Origin of the sequence: Parasutterella muris (assembly GCF_009767915.1) — a bacterium.
GTDB lineage: Bacteria > Pseudomonadota > Gammaproteobacteria > Burkholderiales > Burkholderiaceae_F > Parasutterella > Parasutterella muris.
In genome coordinates, this window is record NZ_WSRP01000009.1 from 1 (window position 1) to 21,806 (window position 21,806).

19 protein-coding genes are annotated in these 21,806 nt (G+C 45.3%); 8 read left to right on the forward strand and 11 right to left on the reverse strand.

Annotation, left to right across the window (positions count from 1 at the left end; all coding sequences use genetic code 11):
• Positions 1–362 precede the first annotated feature (362 nt).
• The 3 genes from E5987_RS03835 to E5987_RS03845 all read left to right on the forward strand — a co-directional run bounded on the left by E5987_RS03835 (position 363) and on the right by E5987_RS03845 (position 3,799).
• Positions 363–572 (forward strand): tautomerase family protein, encoded by a 210-nt coding sequence (locus E5987_RS03835; RefSeq protein WP_160334771.1) that lies wholly within the window; start codon positions 363–365, stop codon positions 570–572.
• A gap of 200 nt (positions 573–772) precedes the next feature.
• The gene (locus E5987_RS03840; RefSeq protein WP_160334772.1) at positions 773–2,530 is read left to right on the forward strand and encodes a 1-deoxy-D-xylulose-5-phosphate synthase; all 1,758 of its coding nucleotides are present in this window, start codon (positions 773–775) and stop codon (positions 2,528–2,530) included.
• A gap of 102 nt (positions 2,531–2,632) precedes the next feature.
• Entirely contained in the window at positions 2,633–3,799 is a 1,167-nt protein-coding gene (locus E5987_RS03845) for an iron-containing alcohol dehydrogenase (RefSeq protein WP_160334773.1), read from the forward strand.
• A gap of 490 nt (positions 3,800–4,289) precedes the next feature.
• Here E5987_RS03845 and E5987_RS03850 read toward each other — a convergent pair whose 3' ends face one another.
• From E5987_RS03850 to E5987_RS03870, 5 genes are all read right to left on the reverse strand, one after another.
• Complete coding sequence (locus E5987_RS03850; protein ID WP_160334774.1) at positions 4,290–4,784, reverse strand: GNAT family N-acetyltransferase; 495 nt, start codon at positions 4,782–4,784, stop codon at positions 4,290–4,292.
• A gap of 15 nt (positions 4,785–4,799) precedes the next feature.
• Positions 4,800–5,384 carry a surface-adhesin E family protein gene (locus tag E5987_RS03855; protein ID WP_160334775.1) on the reverse strand — a complete coding sequence of 195 codons (585 nt, stop codon included), beginning with the start codon at positions 5,382–5,384 and terminating at the stop codon, positions 4,800–4,802.
• A 145-nt stretch (positions 5,385–5,529) separates the two neighbouring features.
• On the reverse strand, positions 5,530–6,672 hold the full coding sequence (gene iadA / locus E5987_RS03860; protein WP_160334776.1) for a beta-aspartyl-peptidase: 1,143 nt from the start codon (positions 6,670–6,672) through the stop codon (positions 5,530–5,532).
• 12 nt (positions 6,673–6,684) lie between these two features.
• On the reverse strand, positions 6,685–8,061 hold the full coding sequence (gene dcuC, locus E5987_RS03865; protein ID WP_160334777.1) for a C4-dicarboxylate transporter DcuC: 1,377 nt from the start codon (positions 8,059–8,061) through the stop codon (positions 6,685–6,687).
• Positions 8,062–8,350: 289 nt separating this feature from the next.
• Entirely contained in the window at positions 8,351–9,028 is a 678-nt protein-coding gene (locus tag E5987_RS03870) for an alpha/beta hydrolase (protein WP_160334778.1), read from the reverse strand.
• 124 nt (positions 9,029–9,152) lie between these two features.
• On the opposite strand from E5987_RS03870, the gene E5987_RS03875 reads away from it, so the two are divergent.
• The 4 genes from E5987_RS03875 (at position 9,153) to E5987_RS03890 (ending at position 13,492) form a co-directional block, all read left to right on the forward strand.
• Complete coding sequence (locus E5987_RS03875) at positions 9,153–9,428, forward strand: hypothetical protein (protein WP_160334779.1); 276 nt, start codon at positions 9,153–9,155, stop codon at positions 9,426–9,428.
• A 182-nt stretch (positions 9,429–9,610) separates the two neighbouring features.
• Positions 9,611–10,600, forward strand: a complete 990-nt coding sequence (locus tag E5987_RS03880) for an ABC transporter substrate-binding protein (protein ID WP_160334780.1) — start codon at positions 9,611–9,613, stop codon at positions 10,598–10,600.
• A gap of 129 nt (positions 10,601–10,729) precedes the next feature.
• Positions 10,730–12,400, forward strand: coding sequence for an ABC transporter permease (locus E5987_RS03885; RefSeq protein ID WP_160334781.1), 1,671 nt, complete (start codon positions 10,730–10,732; stop codon positions 12,398–12,400).
• Positions 12,401–13,492: an ABC transporter ATP-binding protein gene (locus tag E5987_RS03890; RefSeq protein WP_160334782.1), complete on the forward strand. Its 1,092-nt coding sequence runs from the start codon at positions 12,401–12,403 to the stop codon at positions 13,490–13,492. It abuts the gene before it with no gap.
• Here E5987_RS03890 and E5987_RS03895 read toward each other — a convergent pair.
• Positions 13,489–14,766: an HsdM family class I SAM-dependent methyltransferase gene (locus E5987_RS03895; protein WP_160334783.1), complete on the reverse strand. Its 1,278-nt coding sequence runs from the start codon at positions 14,764–14,766 to the stop codon at positions 13,489–13,491. The two genes, E5987_RS03890 and E5987_RS03895, sit on opposite strands and share 4 nt — an antisense overlap.
• Positions 14,767–14,959: 193 nt before the next feature.
• A complete protein-coding gene (locus tag E5987_RS03900; RefSeq protein ID WP_160334784.1) occupies positions 14,960–15,775 on the reverse strand; it encodes an ABC transporter permease in 816 nt (271 codons plus the stop codon).
• Positions 15,776–16,247: 472 nt separating this feature from the next.
• Between E5987_RS03900 and E5987_RS03905 the strand changes: the two genes are divergently transcribed.
• On the forward strand, positions 16,248–17,711 hold the full coding sequence (locus E5987_RS03905; protein WP_160334785.1) for a tyrosine-type recombinase/integrase: 1,464 nt from the start codon (positions 16,248–16,250) through the stop codon (positions 17,709–17,711).
• Positions 17,712–17,789: 78 nt separating this feature from the next.
• Here E5987_RS03905 and E5987_RS03910 read toward each other — a convergent pair whose 3' ends face one another.
• The 4 genes from E5987_RS03910 to E5987_RS03925 form a co-directional block, all read right to left on the reverse strand.
• Positions 17,790–18,248 (reverse strand): hypothetical protein, encoded by a 459-nt coding sequence (locus E5987_RS03910; RefSeq protein ID WP_160334786.1) that lies wholly within the window; start codon positions 18,246–18,248, stop codon positions 17,790–17,792.
• Positions 18,248–19,705, reverse strand: a complete 1,458-nt coding sequence (locus tag E5987_RS03915; RefSeq protein ID WP_160334787.1) for an ATP-dependent DNA ligase — start codon at positions 19,703–19,705, stop codon at positions 18,248–18,250. The genes E5987_RS03910 and E5987_RS03915 overlap by 1 nt, the downstream gene beginning before the upstream one ends.
• A gap of 77 nt (positions 19,706–19,782) precedes the next feature.
• Positions 19,783–20,880, reverse strand: coding sequence for a toprim domain-containing protein (locus tag E5987_RS03920; protein WP_160334788.1), 1,098 nt, complete (start codon positions 20,878–20,880; stop codon positions 19,783–19,785).
• Positions 20,873–21,805, reverse strand: a complete 933-nt coding sequence (locus E5987_RS03925) for an RNA ligase family protein (RefSeq protein ID WP_160334789.1) — start codon at positions 21,803–21,805, stop codon at positions 20,873–20,875. Before E5987_RS03925 ends, E5987_RS03920 begins: the two co-directional genes overlap by 8 nt.
• Position 21,806 lies beyond the last annotated feature (1 nt).

Consider the following 21,806-nt stretch of genomic DNA (forward strand, 5'->3'; position numbering starts at 1 on the left):
TTTCATTAGTGTAGATATCTGTTCTTCAACTTTCATTGTTGACTCCCTAAGTAGTCAACTTTTTTCAGGACAAGACACGGTTAGAAGCCAATTTTTTACTGCCGCTTTTCAATGAAAACACCCTGAGGCTTTTATCAATTTAAATTAACAGGCAGACTAAAGGAATCACCTGCTTTTAAGGATCCGCCTTTGCGGTTGAAACTTGCCTATACGCAAAGAAAGACGGACACACGACGCATCATCCGGAACGTCAGTGAAAACGACTTCCAAATACTGCCAATCGATAGTAAGTGAACTGATTCAAACGAAAACTGAGTTGTCTCTGCATTATCCTGTAACCTCCAACGAACAAAGGAGAAAAAATGCCTTATGTCAATATAAAAGTCACCGGCGACGAAGAAGCTCCGACAAAAGAGCAGAAACAAAAACTTATCGAAGGCGTTACCAAACTCATTGGCGACGTTCTCGGCAAAAATACTTCAAATCTGGTTGTCGTCATTGAAGAAATTCCAATGGACAATTACGGGATTGGAGGTCTTACTGTTCGAGAACGGAGAAAGAGTAAGAAATAACGAGGCAATATTTTTTTCGCTCGCATTAGGCAGACCCGAAGCAGCTCTGCCCTAGGGTTTCTTCGTCCTTTAAATTAAATAACCCCTTATTCCTTTGTAACAATACATAGCAGTTTGTTCTTTTTGGACGACCGAGAACTGCCTATCAGTCTTCTGCCAATTATCTTTCTTCACATTGATTTTTTGTAGGGAGAAAGAAATTGAAACTTATTGATATCAAGTCTCCGAAAGATATTAAAAACCTCAGCATCGACGAGTTAAAGGATTTAGCCTCTCAAATGCGCAGTGCCATTGTCAATTACACATCCACAATCGGCGGCCATGTCGGGCCAAACCTCGGCGATGTGGAAGCGCTCATTGCACTTCACTATGTATTTGACGCTCCGAAAGACAAACTCGTCATTGATGTTTCGCATCAAGACTTTGTCCATAAGATGCTGACCGGTAGAGCCAAGTATTATTTGGAGAAGGATAAGTTCCGCGACATCGGAGAATTTACCGATCCAAAAGAAAGTCCGGAGTATGACCTCTTTTACGCCGGCCACACTTCTCCCTCAATCAGCCTAAGTTTCGGTTTAGCTAAAGCAAGAGCACTCAAAAAACAAAGCTGCAATATCGTCGCCTTTATCGGTGACGGTTCACTCAGCGGCGGTGTCGCGTTTGAAGGCCTGGACGCTGCAGGGAAACTGAACAGCAACTTTATTGTCATCGTCAACGACAATCAGATGGCCATCGCCGAGAATCACGGAAGTCTCTATGACAACCTTCAGGAGCTGAGAGAAACGAACGGTCAGAGCTCGAACAACTTCTTTAAGACTCTTGGCTACGACTACGTTTACGTCCGTGACGGCAATAACTTAGAAGCTCTCATTAAGGCTTATAAGAAAGTCAAGGACTCTCATAAACCGGTCGTCGTTCACATTAACACTCAGAAAGGTCTCGGCTATAAGCCCGCGGAAGCGCTCCGCGAAGAATTCCACTTCTCCGCTCCGTACGACGTCGCAGACGGAGAGCCGCTTGTACAGTCCAACAGCCCGGACTACATCACCGTCACCCGCGATTACCTCCTTCAGAAGGTAAAAGAAGATCCGACACTTCTCATTATTTCTTCGGCAACCCCTGAAGTATTCGGATTCATGGAAAAAGAACGCAAGGAATGCGGTGAACAATACATCGACGTTGCGATCGCGGAGCAGACCGGTGTATCCACAATGGCCGGCGCGGCCCGCGCAGGCGCAAAGGTGATCTACCCGGTCGCCGCCACATTCCTTCAAAGAGCTTATGACCAACTGGAACAGGACTGGGCAATGAATGATTCTCCTGCCGTCATGCCTGTACTGCACACCGGCATCAGAGGACTCACCGATTTAACCCACTTGGGCTTTTGGGACATCCCGATGATTGCCTCTATTCCGAACATTGTTTATCTTGCACCGACAAACGCGGAAGAGTACAAGGCAATGATGGACTGGGCATTAAGCAAAAATCAGCATAAAGTTGCGATTCGAGTACCGACTTATAGCTTTGAACTCGCAGACGGATCTGTAGATACCGACTACAGCGATCTGAACAAATTTAAGGTCGTCCGCAGCGGCAAAGATGTCGCGATCATCGCTGCCGGTGACTTCTTTGTTAAAGGCAGACAGATAGCGGATGAACTGGCCAAGAAAGGTATTCAAGCCACACTCATCAACCCGCGCTTTGTCTCCGGCGTTGATGAAGAACTCATTCTTTCTCTGGAAAAAGACCACAAACTTATCGTCACACTCGAGGACGGAAGCATTGAGGGCGGCTTTGGCGGTCGAGTCGCACAAACAGCGGCTCCTACCTCTATGAGATGCCTGACATACGGATTAAAGAAAGAATTTGTCGATCGCTACAATCCGGACGAACTGGAAGAAAAATATGGCTTGACCGTTCCTCAGATCGTCTCTGACATTGAAAATATTCTGAAGTAATCGGAATAGTTAAACTTTGTGTACGGCGCATTTCTCAGGGGGTGCGCCGTTTTTGTCTTCATGATTTAATATGCATCTTCCATCAACCTAATGTAAAACATCATGATTTCCTTCTGCATACCGACAAAATTTCTCTTTGGAGCCGGTGCTCTGAAACAGCTTCACAAACAACAACTGCCGGGTAAAAAAACGCTTATCGTCATTACGCAGGGGAAATCGGCAAGAAAGCACGGATATCTGGCCGAACTCGAAAAGCAGCTTGATCTTGCCGGAGTCGAACACATGGTTTATGACGGTATTCGTCCGAACCCGACTAAGGACAGCATCATGGAAGCGGCTGCCGCTGCCCGCAGAGAGAACTGTGATTTCATTACAGCGCTTGGCGGGGGCTCTCCTATGGATAGTGCGAAAGTCATTGCGGTGATGGCTACCAACCCCGGTGACCTTTGGGATTACTGCGTCAAAGGAACCGGAAAAGGTCTTCCTATCCAGAATCAGCCTCTTCCGATTGTATGCGTCACCACCACTGCCGGCACAGGTTCTGAGGCAGACGGAGGCGCGGTTATCAGCAACACTGAAACCTGCGAGAAGTATGGCATCGGTGATCCGCGCATGTTCCCGACGCTTTCTGTTGTTGACCCTGAACTAATGCTTTCTGTACCACCGGCGCAAACAGCGTATCAGGGACTTGATACATTCTTCCATTTAGCCGAAGGCTATATTTCCAGAACATCCAATCTCTTCAACCAGATGTTTGCTCTGACCGGAATTGAGAACGTCTCCAAATATTTAGCGATTTCGATTAAGGACGGTACAAACCTCGAGGCTCGCGAGCATATGGCTTTTGCCAACACACTCGGCGGATTTGTTATGGCGACGGGTCGTCTCACCAGCGAGCATGCTATGGAGCATGTGCTGAGCGCGCACTATCCTTCTCTGCCTCACGGTGCGGGACTCATCTTATTATGCCGCGCCTACTTCGGCCACTTCATCAGCTGCGGCGCTGTCCCGGAAAAATTCATCAAAATGGCTCAGGCTATGGGGATAAAAGACGCGAATAAGCCTGAAGACTTTCTGACAGCCTTGGAGGATCTTCTTAAGGACTGCGGCGTCGCTGATCTGAAGATGAGTGATTTCGGAATCAAAGCTAATGAAATGGAACAATTCGGAATCGAAGCGAAAACGGTCACTCCGGAAATGTTCGCCAATGACCCGGCAGAAATGACAAAGGAAGACTGTATTGAAATCTACAGAAAGTCTTACCGCTGATTCCGCGGATTTAGACAGAAACAATTTAGGGCCGCTTCTATAACAATTAGAGCAACTCTTAAAACCGCAAAACTTCCCGCACCTGATACGACGTTAGCGCGGGAAGTTTTGTTTTTGTCTGCGCTTTCTTCCATTGAGAAAGCGTCTTCAAGTTTTACATGCTAGTTGGCTTCAGCAGCGTTTTTGCCGGCAATGCGGCCGGAAAGCAAGTCGATCGCATTTTCATCCGGATAGCGCAGTTTATTCTGAACCAGCCAATATGTAGATCCCGGCCGCGCGAACACCGCCTTTGAAAGAACATCTCGAGCTGCGCCATCGTTAACGAAACGATCGCCTTTTTATCTTCTGCTGTCAGCGTTCTGTCCAAGACACCGATCGCTAAGTCTTGCGCCAATACCAACCCGGAAGGAAGGAAAAGGGAAAGTACGAAAAAACAACAGACAAAATAATGTGCTTTTTCATACTTTCCATAGTGTTTCGTCAGCCCGATTTATTTGGCAAAGCTCTTTAGGCTCTCGCCTGTCATACGGCAGATACGCCAATCCGGCATAACAACCGCGCCGATTTTTTGGTAGAAATTAATCGCCGGCTGGTTCCAATCCAAGACACTCCATTCAAAGCGGCCGCATCCTTTCTCTACCGCAGTCTTCGCTAAAAACTGCATGATTCGCTTCCCGTAGCCTTTGCCTCGGAACTGCGGCACAACAAATAAATCCTCGAGATAAAGACCGCGTCTGCTTAAAAAGGTGGAGTAGTTAAAGAAATACAGCGCAAATCCCACCGGAATCTCATCACCTAACTCATCCAATTCCCAAGCGATGACAGAGTAACAATCCGGCTTTTCGGAAAAAAGCGACTTTTCAAGAAGCTCAACGGTAGCCACACACTGATCTTCTAATTTTTCATATTTGGCCAATCCGCGAATTAAGTCCAAAATAATCGGACAGTCCTCTTTTCTGGCCGGTTTAATTAAAAACTGAGACATCCTTACACTTCCTGTTTAGTTTTGCGGAGCTGGCGACGATTGTGTCGGCGCGTCTGCCTTCTTACAGAATCCTTTATACAGCACAGACATTGTGCTTTTATCGACGATCGGTCTCATCTTGCGATCAAACTGCTGCTGTTTAACTTTAGCGCCCTTCCCGTCTGCTTCAGCGTAGGCCGCAATCGCTAAAGGCGCATACTGATTCTGTGCGCAGTCAATGACATATTGAATTTTGGAAGATTTTGAATCAGGAATGAATCCGCGATTCTGCATCGTCCAAAAATAGACCTCGTCGCCTTTTCTGCGTATGCCGGTCTTGATCACGTAAAACTCGTCAGCAATTTTGATTAAGTTCTGTCGGCCAATAACTGGTGGAATAAAAATAGGCATTGGGGCAGCAGAGCCCGACTGAGTATTGTTTAGATTACGAACCGCAGGCGATGAAGACCGGTAGGTCGGTCTCGGATAGGTTCTCTGAGGAACGGCTGCAGGTCGTGACGGTCTAATGGTTGTGCGTCCTCCAAGCCTTGCCGCTTCGCAGTCTGCAGCAACAGTAAATAAGAAGAGCACAGAACAAAGCATTGGAATGGTTCTTTTCATATATTCTCCTTGTTTCTTGAAATTATGCGCTTTCGGATTCCCTGCTTTGCGATTTTTCGCGAACTCAAGGAAAACCATAAGGGAAAAGCACCTCTTCAATTGAATGAAGAGGTGCTTTTAGTCTTATACAAATCAGCGAGAGGGATTAGTACTCAAAAGTTCCTTTTTTGAGGATTTCACCATTGCGCATCATGGCAGCACCCTTAGCGAATACATCCTTGAGCTCCCAGTTCTGATCAAAGAGGCAGAAGTCTGCGCTTGCGCCGCACTTAACTTCACCTTTGCCTCTAAGTTCGAGCCCCTGCGCCACATTGCGAGTCAGCAGCGGAAGAACTTTCTGAACTTCATGTCCTCTTGAAATCAGTTTCTTGAGGTCACGCAGGTTACAGGCCACTCCGCCGATACCAAGACCTACCATTTCGCCTTTCTCGTTAAATCTTGGAACAGAACCGTGTCCATCGGAACTCATGGTGATAAGCGACTGATCAACACCGGCGTCCCAAGCCGCTTCAACTGCATCTGCCGGGCTTTCAAAGGCACATGAACCACCCGTTGTAATATCGATGCGGCCGCCGCGTTTACCAAATTCCAGCGCTTTACCAAAGACATACTTGTCTCGAGCGCAGTGCGTCGGACGGATATGACGGATCGGGAATCCGCGGTTCACAATGTCCTCAAACATTTCAAATGCGCCGGGAACATTGCCAAGATGGATATGAAGTACTCCGATTTTTCCTGCGATCATTCCGCCAACGCGGATCTGGGTGAGAAGATCCAGGACCTGCTGTGTTGTCGGGAAAGAGGAACGGTGATCACCGAGCGCGATTTTCACGCCTAAAACTTCGTGAACCATCAGAAGATCGTTTTTCACGCTTCCTGTAAGCGTTGTCGGCGGATAGGCATAGTTACTTGTGTACATCCAAGCAGAAACCCCTTCGTCAGTAAGGGCCTGGACTTTTGCCAAAAGATTGGGAATGGAACGGGAAACGCTGTCCGTTCCGGAAACTCCGACAAGACTGGTTGTACCGCATTCAACGAGTTCAGACAGTACGATTTCCGGTGTGCGGCTCTTCGGACCGCCCTCTCCGCCTCCGCCGGTAACATGAATATGCTGATCAATGAAGCCCGGCGTCATGATCATGCCTTTGGCATCAACCATTTCGAGATCGGGGAGTACAACGGTGAGATCTTTGCCAATCGCGGCGACTTTGTCGTTGACAACGAGTACATCTTGGACGCCCATGTCGTCCGGATTGTAGAGATGAGCATTTTTAATAAGGTAAGCCATGTTTCATGTCTCCTAGAGGAAAATAAGGCTGCTTGCCACAGACACAACAACCGCGATGATCATCACGGGAATTGTTCTGCGGATCAAATCAATCGGTGTCAGGCCCGTAATGCCAGAAACCGCAATGATCACACCGGCGATCGGGCTCATAGTTCGTGCGATACCGGCAGAAAGCTGAACCGGCACAACGAGCGCCAGAGTCGGAATACCAACAGAGGAAGCCGCTTCAGGGAGCAGCGGAGAGAAAGCGAAGAATGCCGCATTTCCGGATCCGGTCACAATCGCAGCAACAATCATGATGACAAGCATCACAAGAAGCATGATGACTAAACCCGCGTTCTGCATAGAAGCAGCCGCCTGAATCATTGTTGAGATACCGCCGATTTTATTGAGGCCCAGCGCAAAGAGCTCCGCACAGACAATCAGGCTGACTGTGGAAGTAAATACTTTGCCCATGCCTTCGAAGATTGCCTGAGAATCTTTGCAGCACTGCTTGAAGTCGCGGCGCGTCAGGATATCAATAACCAGTGTGATGATTAAAGAGACGATGATGGCTGTGACAAGACTCAGCTTAATGCCTTTGTAGACCAGCGGAGAGAAGATGACGAGCAGGAAGAGAGGAAGCATCGGAAGAATCGCGTAGTAAGCGGGACCGGCACCTTCAAGAGCCTTATCAACATCCATTGTGCTTTCAGGGCCGTTCTCAGCATTGGCCTTGGCTCCTTCTCTCCGGTCAAACCAGCGCTGAACAAAGAAGTGACCGATCGCAACGGAGGCAATCGTGCACAGCGCAACCGGACCCTGACCCTGAATGAAATATGTAACTACGTCCATTCCGCACAGATCCGCAGCACGCATCGCATTGGAGCTCGACGGTCCGAGGTCCAAACAGCATGTCGTTGCGATAACCGCGGCGGCCGAGGTTCTGGATACGCCGAGCGCAACAAGGAGCGGATAGACGGAAGCCATTAAAAGGAGTCCGAGGCCGACAGCGGAGTTAACAAAGAGCGCGATGAACTGACCCACAACATAAGTGAGTGCCAGCAGAACATAAGGGGAGCGAATCGCCTGGAGCGGTTTAACGCAGAGTTTTACCAGAGATTTGCTCGCGCCGATGCGGTCCATGTACACCGCAAAACCGGCAATCGCCATAATGTTCAGGCCAAGACCGGGCAGGCGCCCTTTCATTAAATCGGTAAACGCCTGTGCGACGTCAAAAGCAAAGAAGTGTGTTGAATTCTTTGCCGCAACCGGAGCTACACCAGTGAAATACGCAATGAAAAGCAGAACTAAACCAATCAGCAAAAGAATGATCGGCGGATAATAATTTTTTATGACAAAGTAAGCCACTAAGCCAATGGCTGCCAAAGTCAAAATAACTCCTAACATGAGTAATCTCCTTGTAGTTTGAGGATTGAGGCACTTTTAATCCTACACCGATACCAAGTCTTAGGTATTGATATTTATCAAAAGGCACTCAAATCGTAATCCATTAAATAATTAATAGAAAGAATAGTATTTTCAATACTATTAAGTTAAATCAATAACTAATTAACGGTATTTAATTCTTAATTAAATCAAAATTTATAGTATTTATACCTAGTTTCTGATAGAATAAGAGGCAAGTAAATACTCTTGAAGTTAAGCATCCGTCGATGGCTAGGTTCTTCGGCGGATTTTATTTCGAGTTCCGCCCCACCTGCGCCAGAAGCCAAGCGGCCAGATCATTCAGTTCTCCGCTTTTCATTTCGTGCTTCATTTGATCGTAAATTCTGAAGTCGGTCTGAATGCAGTGTCGGCGAAGAAGCTGATTATCTATCTGCGCTTTTATTCCCGGGATCAGCGGATCAGCGTTTCCGACAGCAATAAATACCGGTATCTCCAAACCAGAAAATCTTTGTTCAGAAACATCGGCAATCAGAGAGGAAAGGGAAAAAACGCCTCCAATTCGATCAGATCCAGTTAAGACGGCGTCTGCAGCAATCAAGCCGCCTTGGGAAAATCCGCCAACAAATATATGACCGGGCTTCACGCCTCCAGTGATAAGACTATGGATAAGAGACTGCGTAAACTTTGAACTGCGAAGAATCCCTTCTCCGTCCTGATCCTTGGTTAAGTCTTGATTCCTAATATCGAACCATGCAGGCACCGAAGAGGCGGAGAGTGTGAGTTTGACTGTGGGCGCCGTTGGAAGAATGAAACGCCAGCTGTCGCCTAATTTCCGCAAGAGATATTCAGCAACCGGAAGAAACGATTTACCGGTGGAAGAGAGACCATGAAGGAAGATGACGATGAATTCAGCGTCCTTTCTGCCCAGCTCTGTGATTTCTCCGCAGTTAACTAATCCCTCCGCCATTATTCCTCCGCCTGAGTGTTTTATACGAGATAATTCCAATAGCCAGTCAGCAGCTTTACCAGCTCTTCGTCAGTTAAAATGCACAGTATCACATCATAAAAAACCAGATGGCTAGGAGCACATAATGTTTGTTGTTTTCACTGACGGAAAAATCCTCAATCTCAATCAAACCGTATTGATCGAACCGCAGCACGGAACAAGCGAAGTTCGTTTCCGCCTTTCGAACGGTCCGGATATTTCCATTCCTATGGATGAAGAGCAGTATCACGCCCTGGTCTTGTCTCTGCAGCATAACGATCCGATTCATCATGTTCTCCCGAACAAGAAAGAAGCTAAAAAATCTTCCTTGGATTTCCGAGATTTTCCCTCTGTTCTCGAAGGTGAAAACTCTCCGGTCTAGTTGATTGAACTTTCGGACAAATTGCGGCCGGAGCGCCGCAATTTTTTTTGCATAAAACGGGAAAAACCTGTCATATTGAGAACGTACAAGGCCTGGCGGTCAAATAAAAATGTCACAAATATGCCTTCCTGTTGTTAAAATCAGCCTATCGCGACACTTCGTCGTTTAACACAGAGGTCTTTATGAAATTACTTACCGCCGCTGCTATGGCCTTGGCTCTTATCACAGGAAGCGTCAACGCCGCCGAACAGCTCAACGCATACTCAATCATGCCAGAGAAATACGCATCCAAGGTTTTCTCTGAATTTACTAAAGATACCGGCATCAAAGTCAACTTCATGAGATTCTCTTCCGGCGAGGCGCTGGCGCGACTCAACGCTGAGAAGAAAAATCCTCAGGTTGACGTCATGTTAGGCGGCCCGGCCGACACCTATGCGGCCGGTGTTAAGGAAGACATCTTCGAGCAGTATCGTCCGAAAGATTCCGACGCGATCCCCGCAAGTCTTCGTGACCCGCAGAACCATTGGACCGGTATCGGCATCATTCCGCTTTGTTTCCTGACAAACACCAAGTTCCTTGAAAAGAACAACATGAAGGCCCCTGAAACATGGAACGACCTGCTTGATCCGCATTACAAAAACAATCTTCAGATGGCTGATGCCCGTACCTCCGGAACAGCGACTGAACGCATCTATTCCCTCGTTAAAGTTATGGGCGAGGACCCTGCCTTTGCATATCAGAAGAAGCTGAATGGCAACATCCAGATGTATACAAAGAGCGGCGCGGGCGGTGCGATGCCGATCGCTACCGGCCAGTGTGCATCCGGCATCTTCTACATTGTTGACGCGCTTGACATCAAACAGCAGGGCTATCCCGTTGTAATCACCTATCCGAAGGACGGTGTTTCCTATGGTATCGAGGCAACAGGTATTGTCAAGAACGCCAAGAACATGGACGCCGCCAAAAAATTTGTTGACTGGGCAGCCAGTAAGAAATTCGCCGACTTTATCGTCGCCAACAAGATCAACTACGTTCCCACCCGTGCAGATGTTAAAACAGATAACCCTCTGCTTGATCTCTCCAAGATCAACATGAAAGACGTTGACGTTGCATGGAAGGGTGAAAAACGCAAGGAATACACAAATCGCTGGATCAATGAAGTGATCAAGTAATTTCCTTATTTTGCATTTAAATCGCTATTTGAAAATGTCAGTGCCGACAGCAAAGCTGATCGGCATCTGGCATGTCTGTTAGGCAGGGAATTATGCCTGTATCAGTTCCCTGATTTTTGGGAGTAATTTATGACGAGCGGCATTAAGCGGCAAAGAGACCCGGTGACCCTTCTCACCATATGTGTTCTTTGGCTCGCTATGGGTGTCTTTGTTTTGTATCCGGTCGTCCGTCTTTTGGCGATGACGTTTATCGTAGACGGGCACTTATCGTTTCAAAACCTCATGCCCTTTCTCGCAAGCTGGTATGACCGCCGAGCTATCGTCAACAGCATCATTCTGGCTACCGCTGTCGGTGTTGCGGGAACTGCGATCGGATTCATCTTTGCATTTGCTGTTACACGGCTTTCTCTGCCGCGCTGGCTGACCTTCTTTATTAGTGCGGTGACGCTGCTCCCTCTAATTTCTCCACCTTTTACTTCCAGTATTGCTTTAACACTTTGTCTTGGTCCGAACGGCATTATTCTTTCCGCGCTCGGGCTGGAAAACTTCAACTTCTTCGGTTTTTGGGGAACGTTCATTTCAGAAACGCTGACCTACTTCCCCATCGCATTTATGACGCTGACGACCATTCTTCAGCGTATCGATCCAAATTTAGAGGATGCCGCCTACTCACTCGGTTCCTCCCCGTTTAACGTTTTCCGAAGCGTAACATTCCCGCTGTCAGTTCCGGGTTTAGCAAACGCTTTCCTGCTGGTTTTCTCCTGCTCTCTTGCGGACTTTGCGACTCCGCTGGTTTTAGGCGGACACTCCTTCCCGGTTCTTCCGACGCAGGCTTATTTGCAGATTACCGGCATGTATGATTTCAACGGCGGTGCCGCGCTTTCCTTCCTTCTGCTCGTACCTGCTCTGATTGTTTACGCTCTTCAGAACTTCTGGGTCGGCCGAAAGAGCTTTGTGACCGTGAGCGGAAAAGCAGGCGGCCGAAGCTCTATCAAGGGACCGGGGACTTTGATTTCCGGTATCGTGATCGGCACTATCGCTTTTATTACCGCTTTTGTGATTTATCTCTACGCCATTATTTTTGTCGGCTCTGTCGTCAAGGTCTGGGGTGTAGACAACAGTTTCACTCTTGAGAATTATCACTACGTATTCACGTTTGGCATGAAGGCGATTAAAGACACGCTGCTGATTGCCTGCGTCGGCACACCGATCGGCGGCCTCCTGGCTGTTCTTATCGGCTATGTATGCAAGTGGCTGAAAATTAGAGGTCATAAGACGCTTGAGACCGTTTCGCTTCTGAACTACACTCTGCCGGGTACAGTTGTCGGTATCGCGTACATTATCGCGTTCAACGACAAGCCGCTCGTACTGACAGGTACGGTTTACATTCTGATTGCCGCATACGTGTTCCGTTATTCTTCTGCCGGTATTCGAAACGTTATTGCCGCGCTTTCGCAGATTGATCCTTCTATTGAAGAAGCGTCCACCAGTCTTGGCGCCTCATCCGCATATACATTCAGGAAGATCACTGTTCCTCTTGTTCTTCCTGCAGTTCTCACTGGCATGCGCTATTTGTTCATTCATTCCATGACCGCGATCAGCGCGACTATTTTCTTAGTTTCCGTCCAATGGAGTCTGATTACCTGCCGAATTCTTGAGTGCATGACCGAACTGCAGTTTGCACAGGCCTGTGCTTTTTCAATTGTTTTAATCCTTATCGTTTTTGCCGCCTCCAGCATTATGGCCCTTCTCGCCAAGGTCCTTTGCCCGGTCGGCGATGCTTCCGGAGGTCTTCGCTAAATGTCTGTTTCTCTTACTCTTAAAAACATTACCCGCCGTTATGTCAAAGACAATGAGGAATTTCTGGCGGTCTCCAACGTTAATCTTGAAGTAAAGGATGGGGAGTTTCTGACCTTCCTCGGGCCGTCCGGCTGCGGAAAGACAACCACGCTTCGCATGATTGCCGGTTTTGAAACGCCGAGCAGCGGTCAGATTCTTCTCGGGGATCAGGACGTTACAAAGATCCCTGCGAACGAGAGGAGGATGGGCTTTGTTTTCCAGAACTACGCCCTCTTCCCGCACATGAAGATCTTTGACAACGTTGCCTACGGTTTAAAGATTCGCAACGAAAGCAGCGACGCAATTAAATCCAAAGTTCGTGAGGCTCTTGCGATGGTTGGATTAGAAAAAGCCGAGCATCGCTATCCTAATCAGCTTTCCGGCGGCGAGCAGCAGCGTGTGGCCTTGGCACGAGTCTTAGTGCTTCGCCCTAAGGTAATTCTTATGGACGAGCCGCTTTCAAACTTGGATGCGAAGCTGAGACTGCACATGAGAACAGAAATCCGCCGTATTCAGCAGGAACTTCAGCTTACTTGTCTTTATGTGACCCATGACCAGAAAGAGGCTCTGACAATGTCAGACCGCATCATGGTTATGAACCACGGCAAAATCGAGCAGATCGGCACTCCGATGAAGCTTTATGATGACCCTGCCACCGCGTTTGTTGCGGACTTTATCGGACAGGCCAATCTGATTCCTGGGAAACTCCTGTCTATTGAAAACAACATTGGCACCATCGACGTCAACGGAAGAAAAATCACAGCACGCATGGGTGTTCTCAATCCGCCGAAAGTCGGCGGCAATGCCCTTCTTGTTGTTCGCCCGGAAAATCTGCTCCCGGCTGAAACGGAAAACGGTCTCGCTGTAGAAATTTCAAATGCGCTCTTTGAAGGTGACCGCATTGATTATCTGTTTAAGCTTCTCAACACAGATAGCAGCAAGACTTACTCCATGTCTATTCCTTTCCTGCCCGGAGCTCAGCTTATTTCCGCCGGAACGAAGCTGAATGCTTCCTTTGTACCGCAGGCCGGGGTGCTTCTTAACGCCGACTAAAATCGATAGAGACGATTAAAGAACGCATTGATCTCCGCTTCCAGCGACAATCGCTCGGAAGCGGAGATTTTTTCTTGTCGAAGGATTCGAGCGAAGTCTCCGATCCTATGTTCATTATTTTCACTGCAAGGGAGAATCGGGAGACGTTTAAGATAATTGCATGAGTTATTCGCGGTGGGATTGATTGTCCGAATCAACCTATCGGCTGCGTCAGAGTTCAGGAAAGCCAATAAATAATCCAGTCGATCCGACTGATGAGGAAAAATGCCGACTACGGATTGGTCAAAGACTTTATCTTTCATGTAAAAAGCCCTAACCTTTTTAGACTTCACCATCGGCATACCGATTCCTTCTCTAAAGTAAAAGGTCCTATTCTGGAACCTCGCTTTCTTATCCGTCTTATAGTGGTGAATCGCTTCTTCATCCCAGAGTATCCAAAATCTGTCTATCCCGTAACTGTACGCTTTGGACCCTGCTCCCTTGGCAAGCGGTACACGTCCCTCATCAGGCTCTGAGAAAATAAATCGTTTATTGTCTCCCGTACAAATTCCTGTCACGACAGAAGCCTCATCTCCAAGTACCGGAGCGTTTGCATAAAAACGGAGCACCTCTGGAAATAAGAGATCACTTTGAGGTATCTGACTTACGGATTCACTGCTGCAACCAAGATCTGTCACTTCCTTGAAACCGCTGTGTACTCGGCAAAGCATCTCGTTATTACGACCTTTTTTAAGATTAATAATGCAAAGTCCCGAGTAAACGAATTTCAAGCCCGGGAAAAATTTAGACGGAAACAAATACACATCCTCAATACAACACCGGGCAAACAGAAACTCCCGAAGGTGTCTATGACGATTAAGGTACAAGAATGTATCGGGAACAATAAAAACAAGCCGCCCGCCAGGTTTTAAAAGCGTGATACAGCGTTCGATAAACAACGAGTAACTCTCTTTTACGTACGAATCAGGAAATTTATTTCTCAGAATCTGACGTTTTTCTTGTGTCTGCCACGCTCCATAAGGCGGATTCCCGATAATCTTATCGATTTTCCCCTTTAGTTCGTCCACCTGCGAAGACAGCAAAGTGTCACCGCAGAAAACCGAGCACCGGCCCTGGAATTTACTGCTTAGCAATGCGGCGGACCGCGCATCGATTTCCGACAAAATAAATTCCGAAGGGAGAACTGCGGAAAGTACGGCGTCAGCGATAGCACCTTCTCCAGCAGAAGGCTCGAACACTCGATCTTCCGGCTTAACATCCAGAAGTCTGACCATGAGACCTAGAATCTCCTTCGACTCTGTGTAATAAGCGCATCGTCTGTCTAGCTTAGGCATTGAAAATCTAAAAGCACCAGATAGGCCCGCCTAAAAAAGCGGGAAGAAGTATTCTTAGATTTTAGCGGCTTCAGACGCCGCAGAGTTTCCCTTAGATATACAAAATGGCGCAGGCTGATCGCTGCCGGACTTTCTAGCCGTCCGTATCTCTGATCTGCATAAACTGATCCGCTTTTGTAAAGTAGAGACGTTCTGTCATTTTGATCGCCACATACGCAACAATTGCAGCTACCGCAGCAATACAGAAACAAATAAGAAGCTGATAGCGAACGGCTAAAAGAGGATTAACTCCGGCTAAAATTTGGCCGCTCATCATGCCCGGAAGTGCCACGATACCAAGGACCATCAGCATATTAATCGCAGGCAGCATGGCGGCCGCAGATGCCGCACGCACCGTACGGGCTGTCGCCTGCTCAACATTGGCGCCCATTGCAAGGAGTGTTTCGATTTCATCAGCTCTTAGTTCAAGTTCGCTTCGATAGCGCTCAATCACCAAAGATGCAGCATTCATGGCCTGGGCTACAAGCATGCCGCCTAATGAAACAATATAACGACCTTCCCACAGCGGCTGGGAGCGTACAACAACAAACTGAAGATAACCTAGCGTGCAGATGGAACCCAAGAAAATCGACACAAAGAGAATTCTTTGGTAGATACGTTTTGCTTTTTTTGTATTAAGTCCGGTAATTCTCTTCACTGCAGCTTGGGAAGCTGCGGCAACCATAAAAATCAGAAAGGCGCAGATGACCCAAGGATTATTTTCTTTAAAAATCCAAAGCAGAATATAGCTCACCGCAACGAGCTGAACCGTTCCGCGAGCGACCCCGATGATTAAAGACTTGGTAAGCCCCAAGCGGTGTTTAATGGACAAAAACAATGCGATGAGTACTGGAAGCAATCCGAGGCCCATTTGAAATATCGAGATTTCGTTCGATCCGCTTACTGCCATGATTAACCTTCTTTATACTGCGTGTCAGTCTAGATATTATTTAACTAACTAATGAGCGACAGTGTAATTAGATGGAAGCTCCGCAGATTACATAACCTCCCCAATATCGGCATACCTCAAGAGCTAAAGCTATTAGTATTCAGCCTCTCGCCTATTTCGGGCGTTAGGTAATAACCATTAGCTAATTTCTGGTTAGACTTGTTCCCGTTCCGGCTCACAAGAGAGCGGAACCCCAAGGCTTTCTCGTTTGAGCCGGATCAAGCGAGCCAAATTCTTTAGGCGGAAGATTATTCATCTTCCGCTTTGTTTTCTCAGATTGAGAAAATAATATTTCGTTCTGTAAATATTCCTATTATTTTGCGGTAATGTTTGTAAATTTCACGCAACCTATTGAATATTATAGAAATCCATATAGCTACACCACTTCGATAAGCACATTGCAACAAAAGTTGCCACAAAATTCTGTTTGCTTATGAAATGTCTTACTCAACGCAAGAATGGCTATTATTACTTTAGAAAAGTGATACCCGATGACGTTCGTCATCACGACTCGGCAAGAGAGTTTCTGCTTTCGCTGAAGACAAAACATGAGATTGAGGCGATATTCAAAGCCAAGAGTTTGCTAGAATTAAGTAATCATTTACTTATTTCTGCACGAGAAACTTGCTCTAAAATCATGTACAAAAATTCAAACCAATCAAATTCCTCCGATATCATCCTTGCATTTATGGCAAATGTTTCAATTGGAAACATGAATATCAAATTAGAAGGTTCTCTGGACGAGGTCACAAAAGCGATTAATAATTTGAGCGGAAATAAGGCGAAAAACAAAAGTCATGAATTAAATGACATAGTCATTCCAGACTCACCTTTTATTTTTGCATATGAGGATGATTTTTTTAAGTATATGCGCTCAATGAATTATTCCTCAAAAACGATAATATTGTATTTTCAGCATTTCAAAGAATTAAAGTTTGTTTTAAAAGACGCAAGATTATCTGATTTAAAGGATAAAAAATTTGTATCAGATTTCTTAAAAATAATTTATCAATTGCCCGCAAGATACGACAGAAAATCATCTCTGGAAGAGATACTTAATGTTGGACTGTCGCCAAGACCCTATGGTTCTGCAACTGGAACAGTAACGGCATTCAAGTCTTATCTTAACTATCTTATGTTCAAAAACATTCTTGAAGAAAATCCGATTAATGCAACACTCATACCAAAAAAGAAAAAGTCATTTGACAAGACGGGGTATGCGTCTTTTTCTTTAGAAGATTTAAAAAGGATTTTCTCAGATGATTTGTTAAAGTATTCCAGAAAATATCCAGAACGTTACTGGCTTCAAGTTCTTGCGCTTTTTACAGGCGCAAGACTTTCGGAACTTTTGCAATTACAAGTCACCGATGTTTTCTTTGACACTTCAGTTCCATACTTGTCTATCAATGTCAATGGAAACAAGTACGTAAAAAACAAAAGTTCCATTCGGGACATACCGCTTCATCCTAAAATTCTCGCTCTTGGCTTTAAAGATTACGTTGAGAAGATTAAGATGTGTCGGTGGGAAAACCTCTTCTATTTTATGAAACAGGAAGGAAATTTGTGTAATGCCACCTCTACTAGTTCTGCTCTTGGTCTTTATCTAAAAAAACAATGTTCTGACACTTCTAATTCTCAACGTAAGGTTTTTCACAGCTATAGACACACATTCATTACCGAGCTTCAAAGAATGCAAGTGCCCCTTGAAATTCGTCAATCAATCGCTGGGCACTCCAGTCAGTGCATCACAATTGACGTTTATGGCGAAAAGACTCGGCTTGAAACCATGCTTGATTACATTAAGAACGTTGACTTTCACATAGACATCCCGAAACTTCCAAACACGTCTCTTCATGTTCAAATGAGAAAACAAAGGGAGCGTAAAGAAAAGGAGTAAACGAAGACTTGATTTTCATAAATAAGAAAGGGGCTGTACTAGTAAATTAGTTCATCCCCTTTCGCAAAAATCAAAGAGTTACCCAACCCCGAAATTCTTTAGTTCGTCCAGCAATCGCTCGTTTTCTTTCAAGAGACGTTCGTTCTCTTGATTTAATTCGAGCATTGTTTTTTGAGACTCCTTTTTGAACTTAGTCAGATCTTCGTTTTTTTGTACCAAGTCTCTATAGAACTCAGTCACTCGCAAATAAAATTCTTTCTGCAACTCTTCTCTTGAGACACATATGAAATTGTGGACTTCGTATTGGTATTGGGTGCACAGAACCAATCCCAAAATTGCATCATGCCATCTTCTTATGAGCAGAACCAAAAGAACAAAAGCCGCATCTATAACAATTATTTCAATGTAATTTGAGATTAAAAAATAATGAAGAACTGAGCCAAAGATTGCTGTAGCAAATATCACTGCATAACGAGACATATCACAAGTGCGAATCTTGTTAGCAACTTCTGGGCTGACCTCAATTTCGGTTGCCATTAAACACTCCTAATCGCATTTTCAAACTGATCTCGCACTCTCTGTAAGTCATCAGCCTCAGTCTTGTCTTTTCTAAACTCAACAAAACGAGGTAAGAAAAGTGAATACTTACCGCCCTCCTCTTCGGGTTCCATAATTGAGTTAAAGCGCACTGTAACAATGGAGTTTAAGAACTCGTTTCTATGCTCATTGATGAATGATCGGGTGGCGTCGTCAAACCCCGAAACCGAAACTTGAAGCGTGTCATCAGAGGTTGCGCATACGATAGAGCCAACATTATTTTCAAACTTGCCCTTACCCTCTTCATAACCGACGATTTTCAGATCGCAGTCAACCGAAAGTTTCATCTTGATTTGAGCTTTTGAAGTCCCGTCCTTCCAAGTGCCAGAGAAAAGTTTGATGATTGCGCCCTCTTTGCCCTGATTCAACATCTTGCGATAAAAATTCTGAGCATCGTCAAAACTCTTGACCAATTCTGTTTTGACGATTTCTAAATGCTCAACCAGCAGAGGCTCTGATTCAGAATGATGCTGAGCAAAGTGAACTAATGCGGCTTTGTACTGACTGAGCAGTTTTGCAAAGCGATCTTTATAAGCCACTTTGTATTCTGTCCCCGTCAACGCATAGTCCAGAGGCACAGAGTCCCAAATGACCATCTTTACACGATATTCGTCGGGAACCTTCGAACCCGAGAGAACAGAATTAAGAATCCCATTTCCTTTCTCTCTGGGCAGAACTTCGCCAGTTTTCTTATCAACAATCAGCATCTCGCCATGAGATTGATGATCGCTCAAAAGAGCAATGCTAAGAATTGCTCTCGTCTCATCATCAAACAAAAGGCTTGGGTCATACTTCATACCCGTGCGGGTGTACAGCTCCAACTCTGCTTTGTCAGCATAATTATTGATGTTGGTAAATGCACCATCGCATTTTTCTTGAATGAGTGCACTTGACCAATCAACTGACTCAAACGGAACCTGATTGGGCAAACTACAACGCATGTATGGAATGATGGGAATGATTGCAGGTTTGACCTTGTTGAGCGTCTTTGCACCAACCCCGACACGCATGTCTTTATCGACAATGCTTTTGAGAATTTTGCGACTTTCAAACGAAAGTCCCCAATACATAGAACTGAATAATTTAATACCATCGTCGGTATTTAAATTAATCTCGTTTGAATGAATTCTTTTCAGAATGTCATTAATCAAAAACCCTTTTATTTTGTCTGACTGCTCTTCAGAAATAATTCTTTCACCAGCATTAAAATAATTGTAATAAGGGTTCAGCGCTTCTCTAAAAACATACCAAAGAGGAGCATAAGAAACATTTGATTTAAGAATTACTTCTTTTTCCTTGCGTGAAGAAGTAGCAGATAAACTGTTTAAAATCCCATCAATTTTTTTTGCTTCTTCGTCAGAAATTTTTACTGTCGCACCGAGTGAATCATAATTCATTGATTTCTCCCATGTTTAATGTTTTTCAATTTCAATTGCATCTATCTTGTTTACTTAAGTAAGTATTTACTTATATTTTATCGTAAAGAAAGCAGGAACTTGATAACGCTTATCTTATTGATAGCAACTGCCTCCCAGAACGCCTCGATGATTTCAGAGGGGGTACATTCGTTAGGGTCTTTGTCTTTCGGTAAAACGGCGATACGCACCGTCAGTCCTAGCTTTGCGACCTCTAAAGCGTATTTTGCGGCGTCTTTTAGAGCCTCCGTTTCTCCGTCCCACATAAAAGTACACACACGAAGCCCTTTTTCGCACAATTTTCTTAAGTAATCGATCTGTCCACCAGAGCTAAGTGAGATGTGCTTACCGAAAGAAGCGACGGCTAGAATTTTTGCAAACGCAGAATTTCCCCTAAAGGCTTGTCTGATGGCAATGCAGTCGAAGACTCCTTCCCCGATAACAATCTGATCGTGTCCGTCAAAATTCCAACCGTTGTAAAAGAGAGTGCCTGTAGCGTTCAGTCCTGGCGGGAACAGATAACGCTTTGGACTCATCCCCGTATAGTCTCTTCCCTGAAAGGTGACGGTTTTACCGTTTATGTCAAAGATGGGAATTATGATGCGACCTGAGTAATCTTGATAGCCAATATTCCCGTCAGGTTTTCGATATTGAAAATACCCATTGGTGCAGTCGCCCAACTTGAAGTATTCGATCGATTCAAGAGAGATTCCTCTGTCAAGAAGGTATTTTGCACTCGCAAAGCCCGCCCCCTGTTGCTTAACCGTCTCAGCAATATCAATCATGGAGGGCATGAAAAATCTTGTGTCTTTGAACACGCTCTCTTGAGCATGATTCACCTCTTTCTTCGGTCTCCATCCAGTCTCTTGCGAGACTTCTTGAATATGACGAGCGACATCTTTCTTAGAAAGGTTTTTTAACTCAGCGCAAATAAACTTCCATTTATTGAACTTTGCTTGACAATCACCGTGAAAACAATTGCCAAGCCCCGTCTCTGCATTGAGATAAACTTTCCATTTGCTACCTCCGCAAACGGGGCAAGTTTTTACGTTGAGCTGTACACCATGACTGCCCGTTGTTTTTCGATACTGAATACCTTCTCTATCTAGCCAATATTCGATATCAAGGGCGTCAATCGCTTCAGATAAATTATTCATTTTGTTGACTCAGCACTTTCTTAACCAGCAAAAAACCTTTTGCGCCAACATTCAGAATCTTCTTGAGTTCTTCATGACCAACAAATTCTGGATGATCTTTCATAAAGTCTTCAGTTGCATCTACAGTCAGCGCTTTAACAATTTTTGGTATTTCTTTTGCGTCTGTAGCATTCATTTTTGAAAGCACCGAATAAACTCGCTGTTCAGTAAAGTAATTCACGAACAAGCTATTGGCGCCTTTGATCGTTCGCTTTAATTCCAACTCTTCAGCTGTTGGTTTTGATTTTGCTTTTTCTTCAAATCCCGCAAACTTGAGCTTAAACGACAGGTCAGAACTAATGTTGTGCAGAACAACTCCTTCACAAATTCCGTTCTCTGTCAGTACGCTATTTTGAGAAAGCTGTTCAAAGTTAATGTCTTTGAGCCGCTTTTTGTTCAGAATCGGCACTACAAACCTAGTCATATCTGTAGGATGCGCAGTGAAGTTGAGCTGAATCGCAACGTTGATTAAGTCTTGAAAATTTTTAAAACGCCAACCAATTTCGGTGCGAATTGCAAATCCAAACAAAAGAATTTGTGGTTTCTTGTCACCATACCAAAGACGATGAAGCTTTTGACTGTTGACTAATTCGCCATAAAGAGCATATCCATTGATGTATGGATACTGTTTAGAAACTGCAACATCAATACTGTTAAGCATTAATTTGAGTCTCTCCATTGCTGTTTTAACATCTCTGTTTTGAGACCAATCTTCGCCATTGCGTGAAAAGATGCGCCAATCTTGATTGGGTTCTTTGCCCAGACAAAGATTACAGCCATCACATTTTTCCGTGATGTACACGACATCATTTGCGTGGTCCTTCAAAGCTTGTTTATCAATTTGATAAAGGTTGTCCATGTGTGGCCAATGTTTAAATATGCTCATA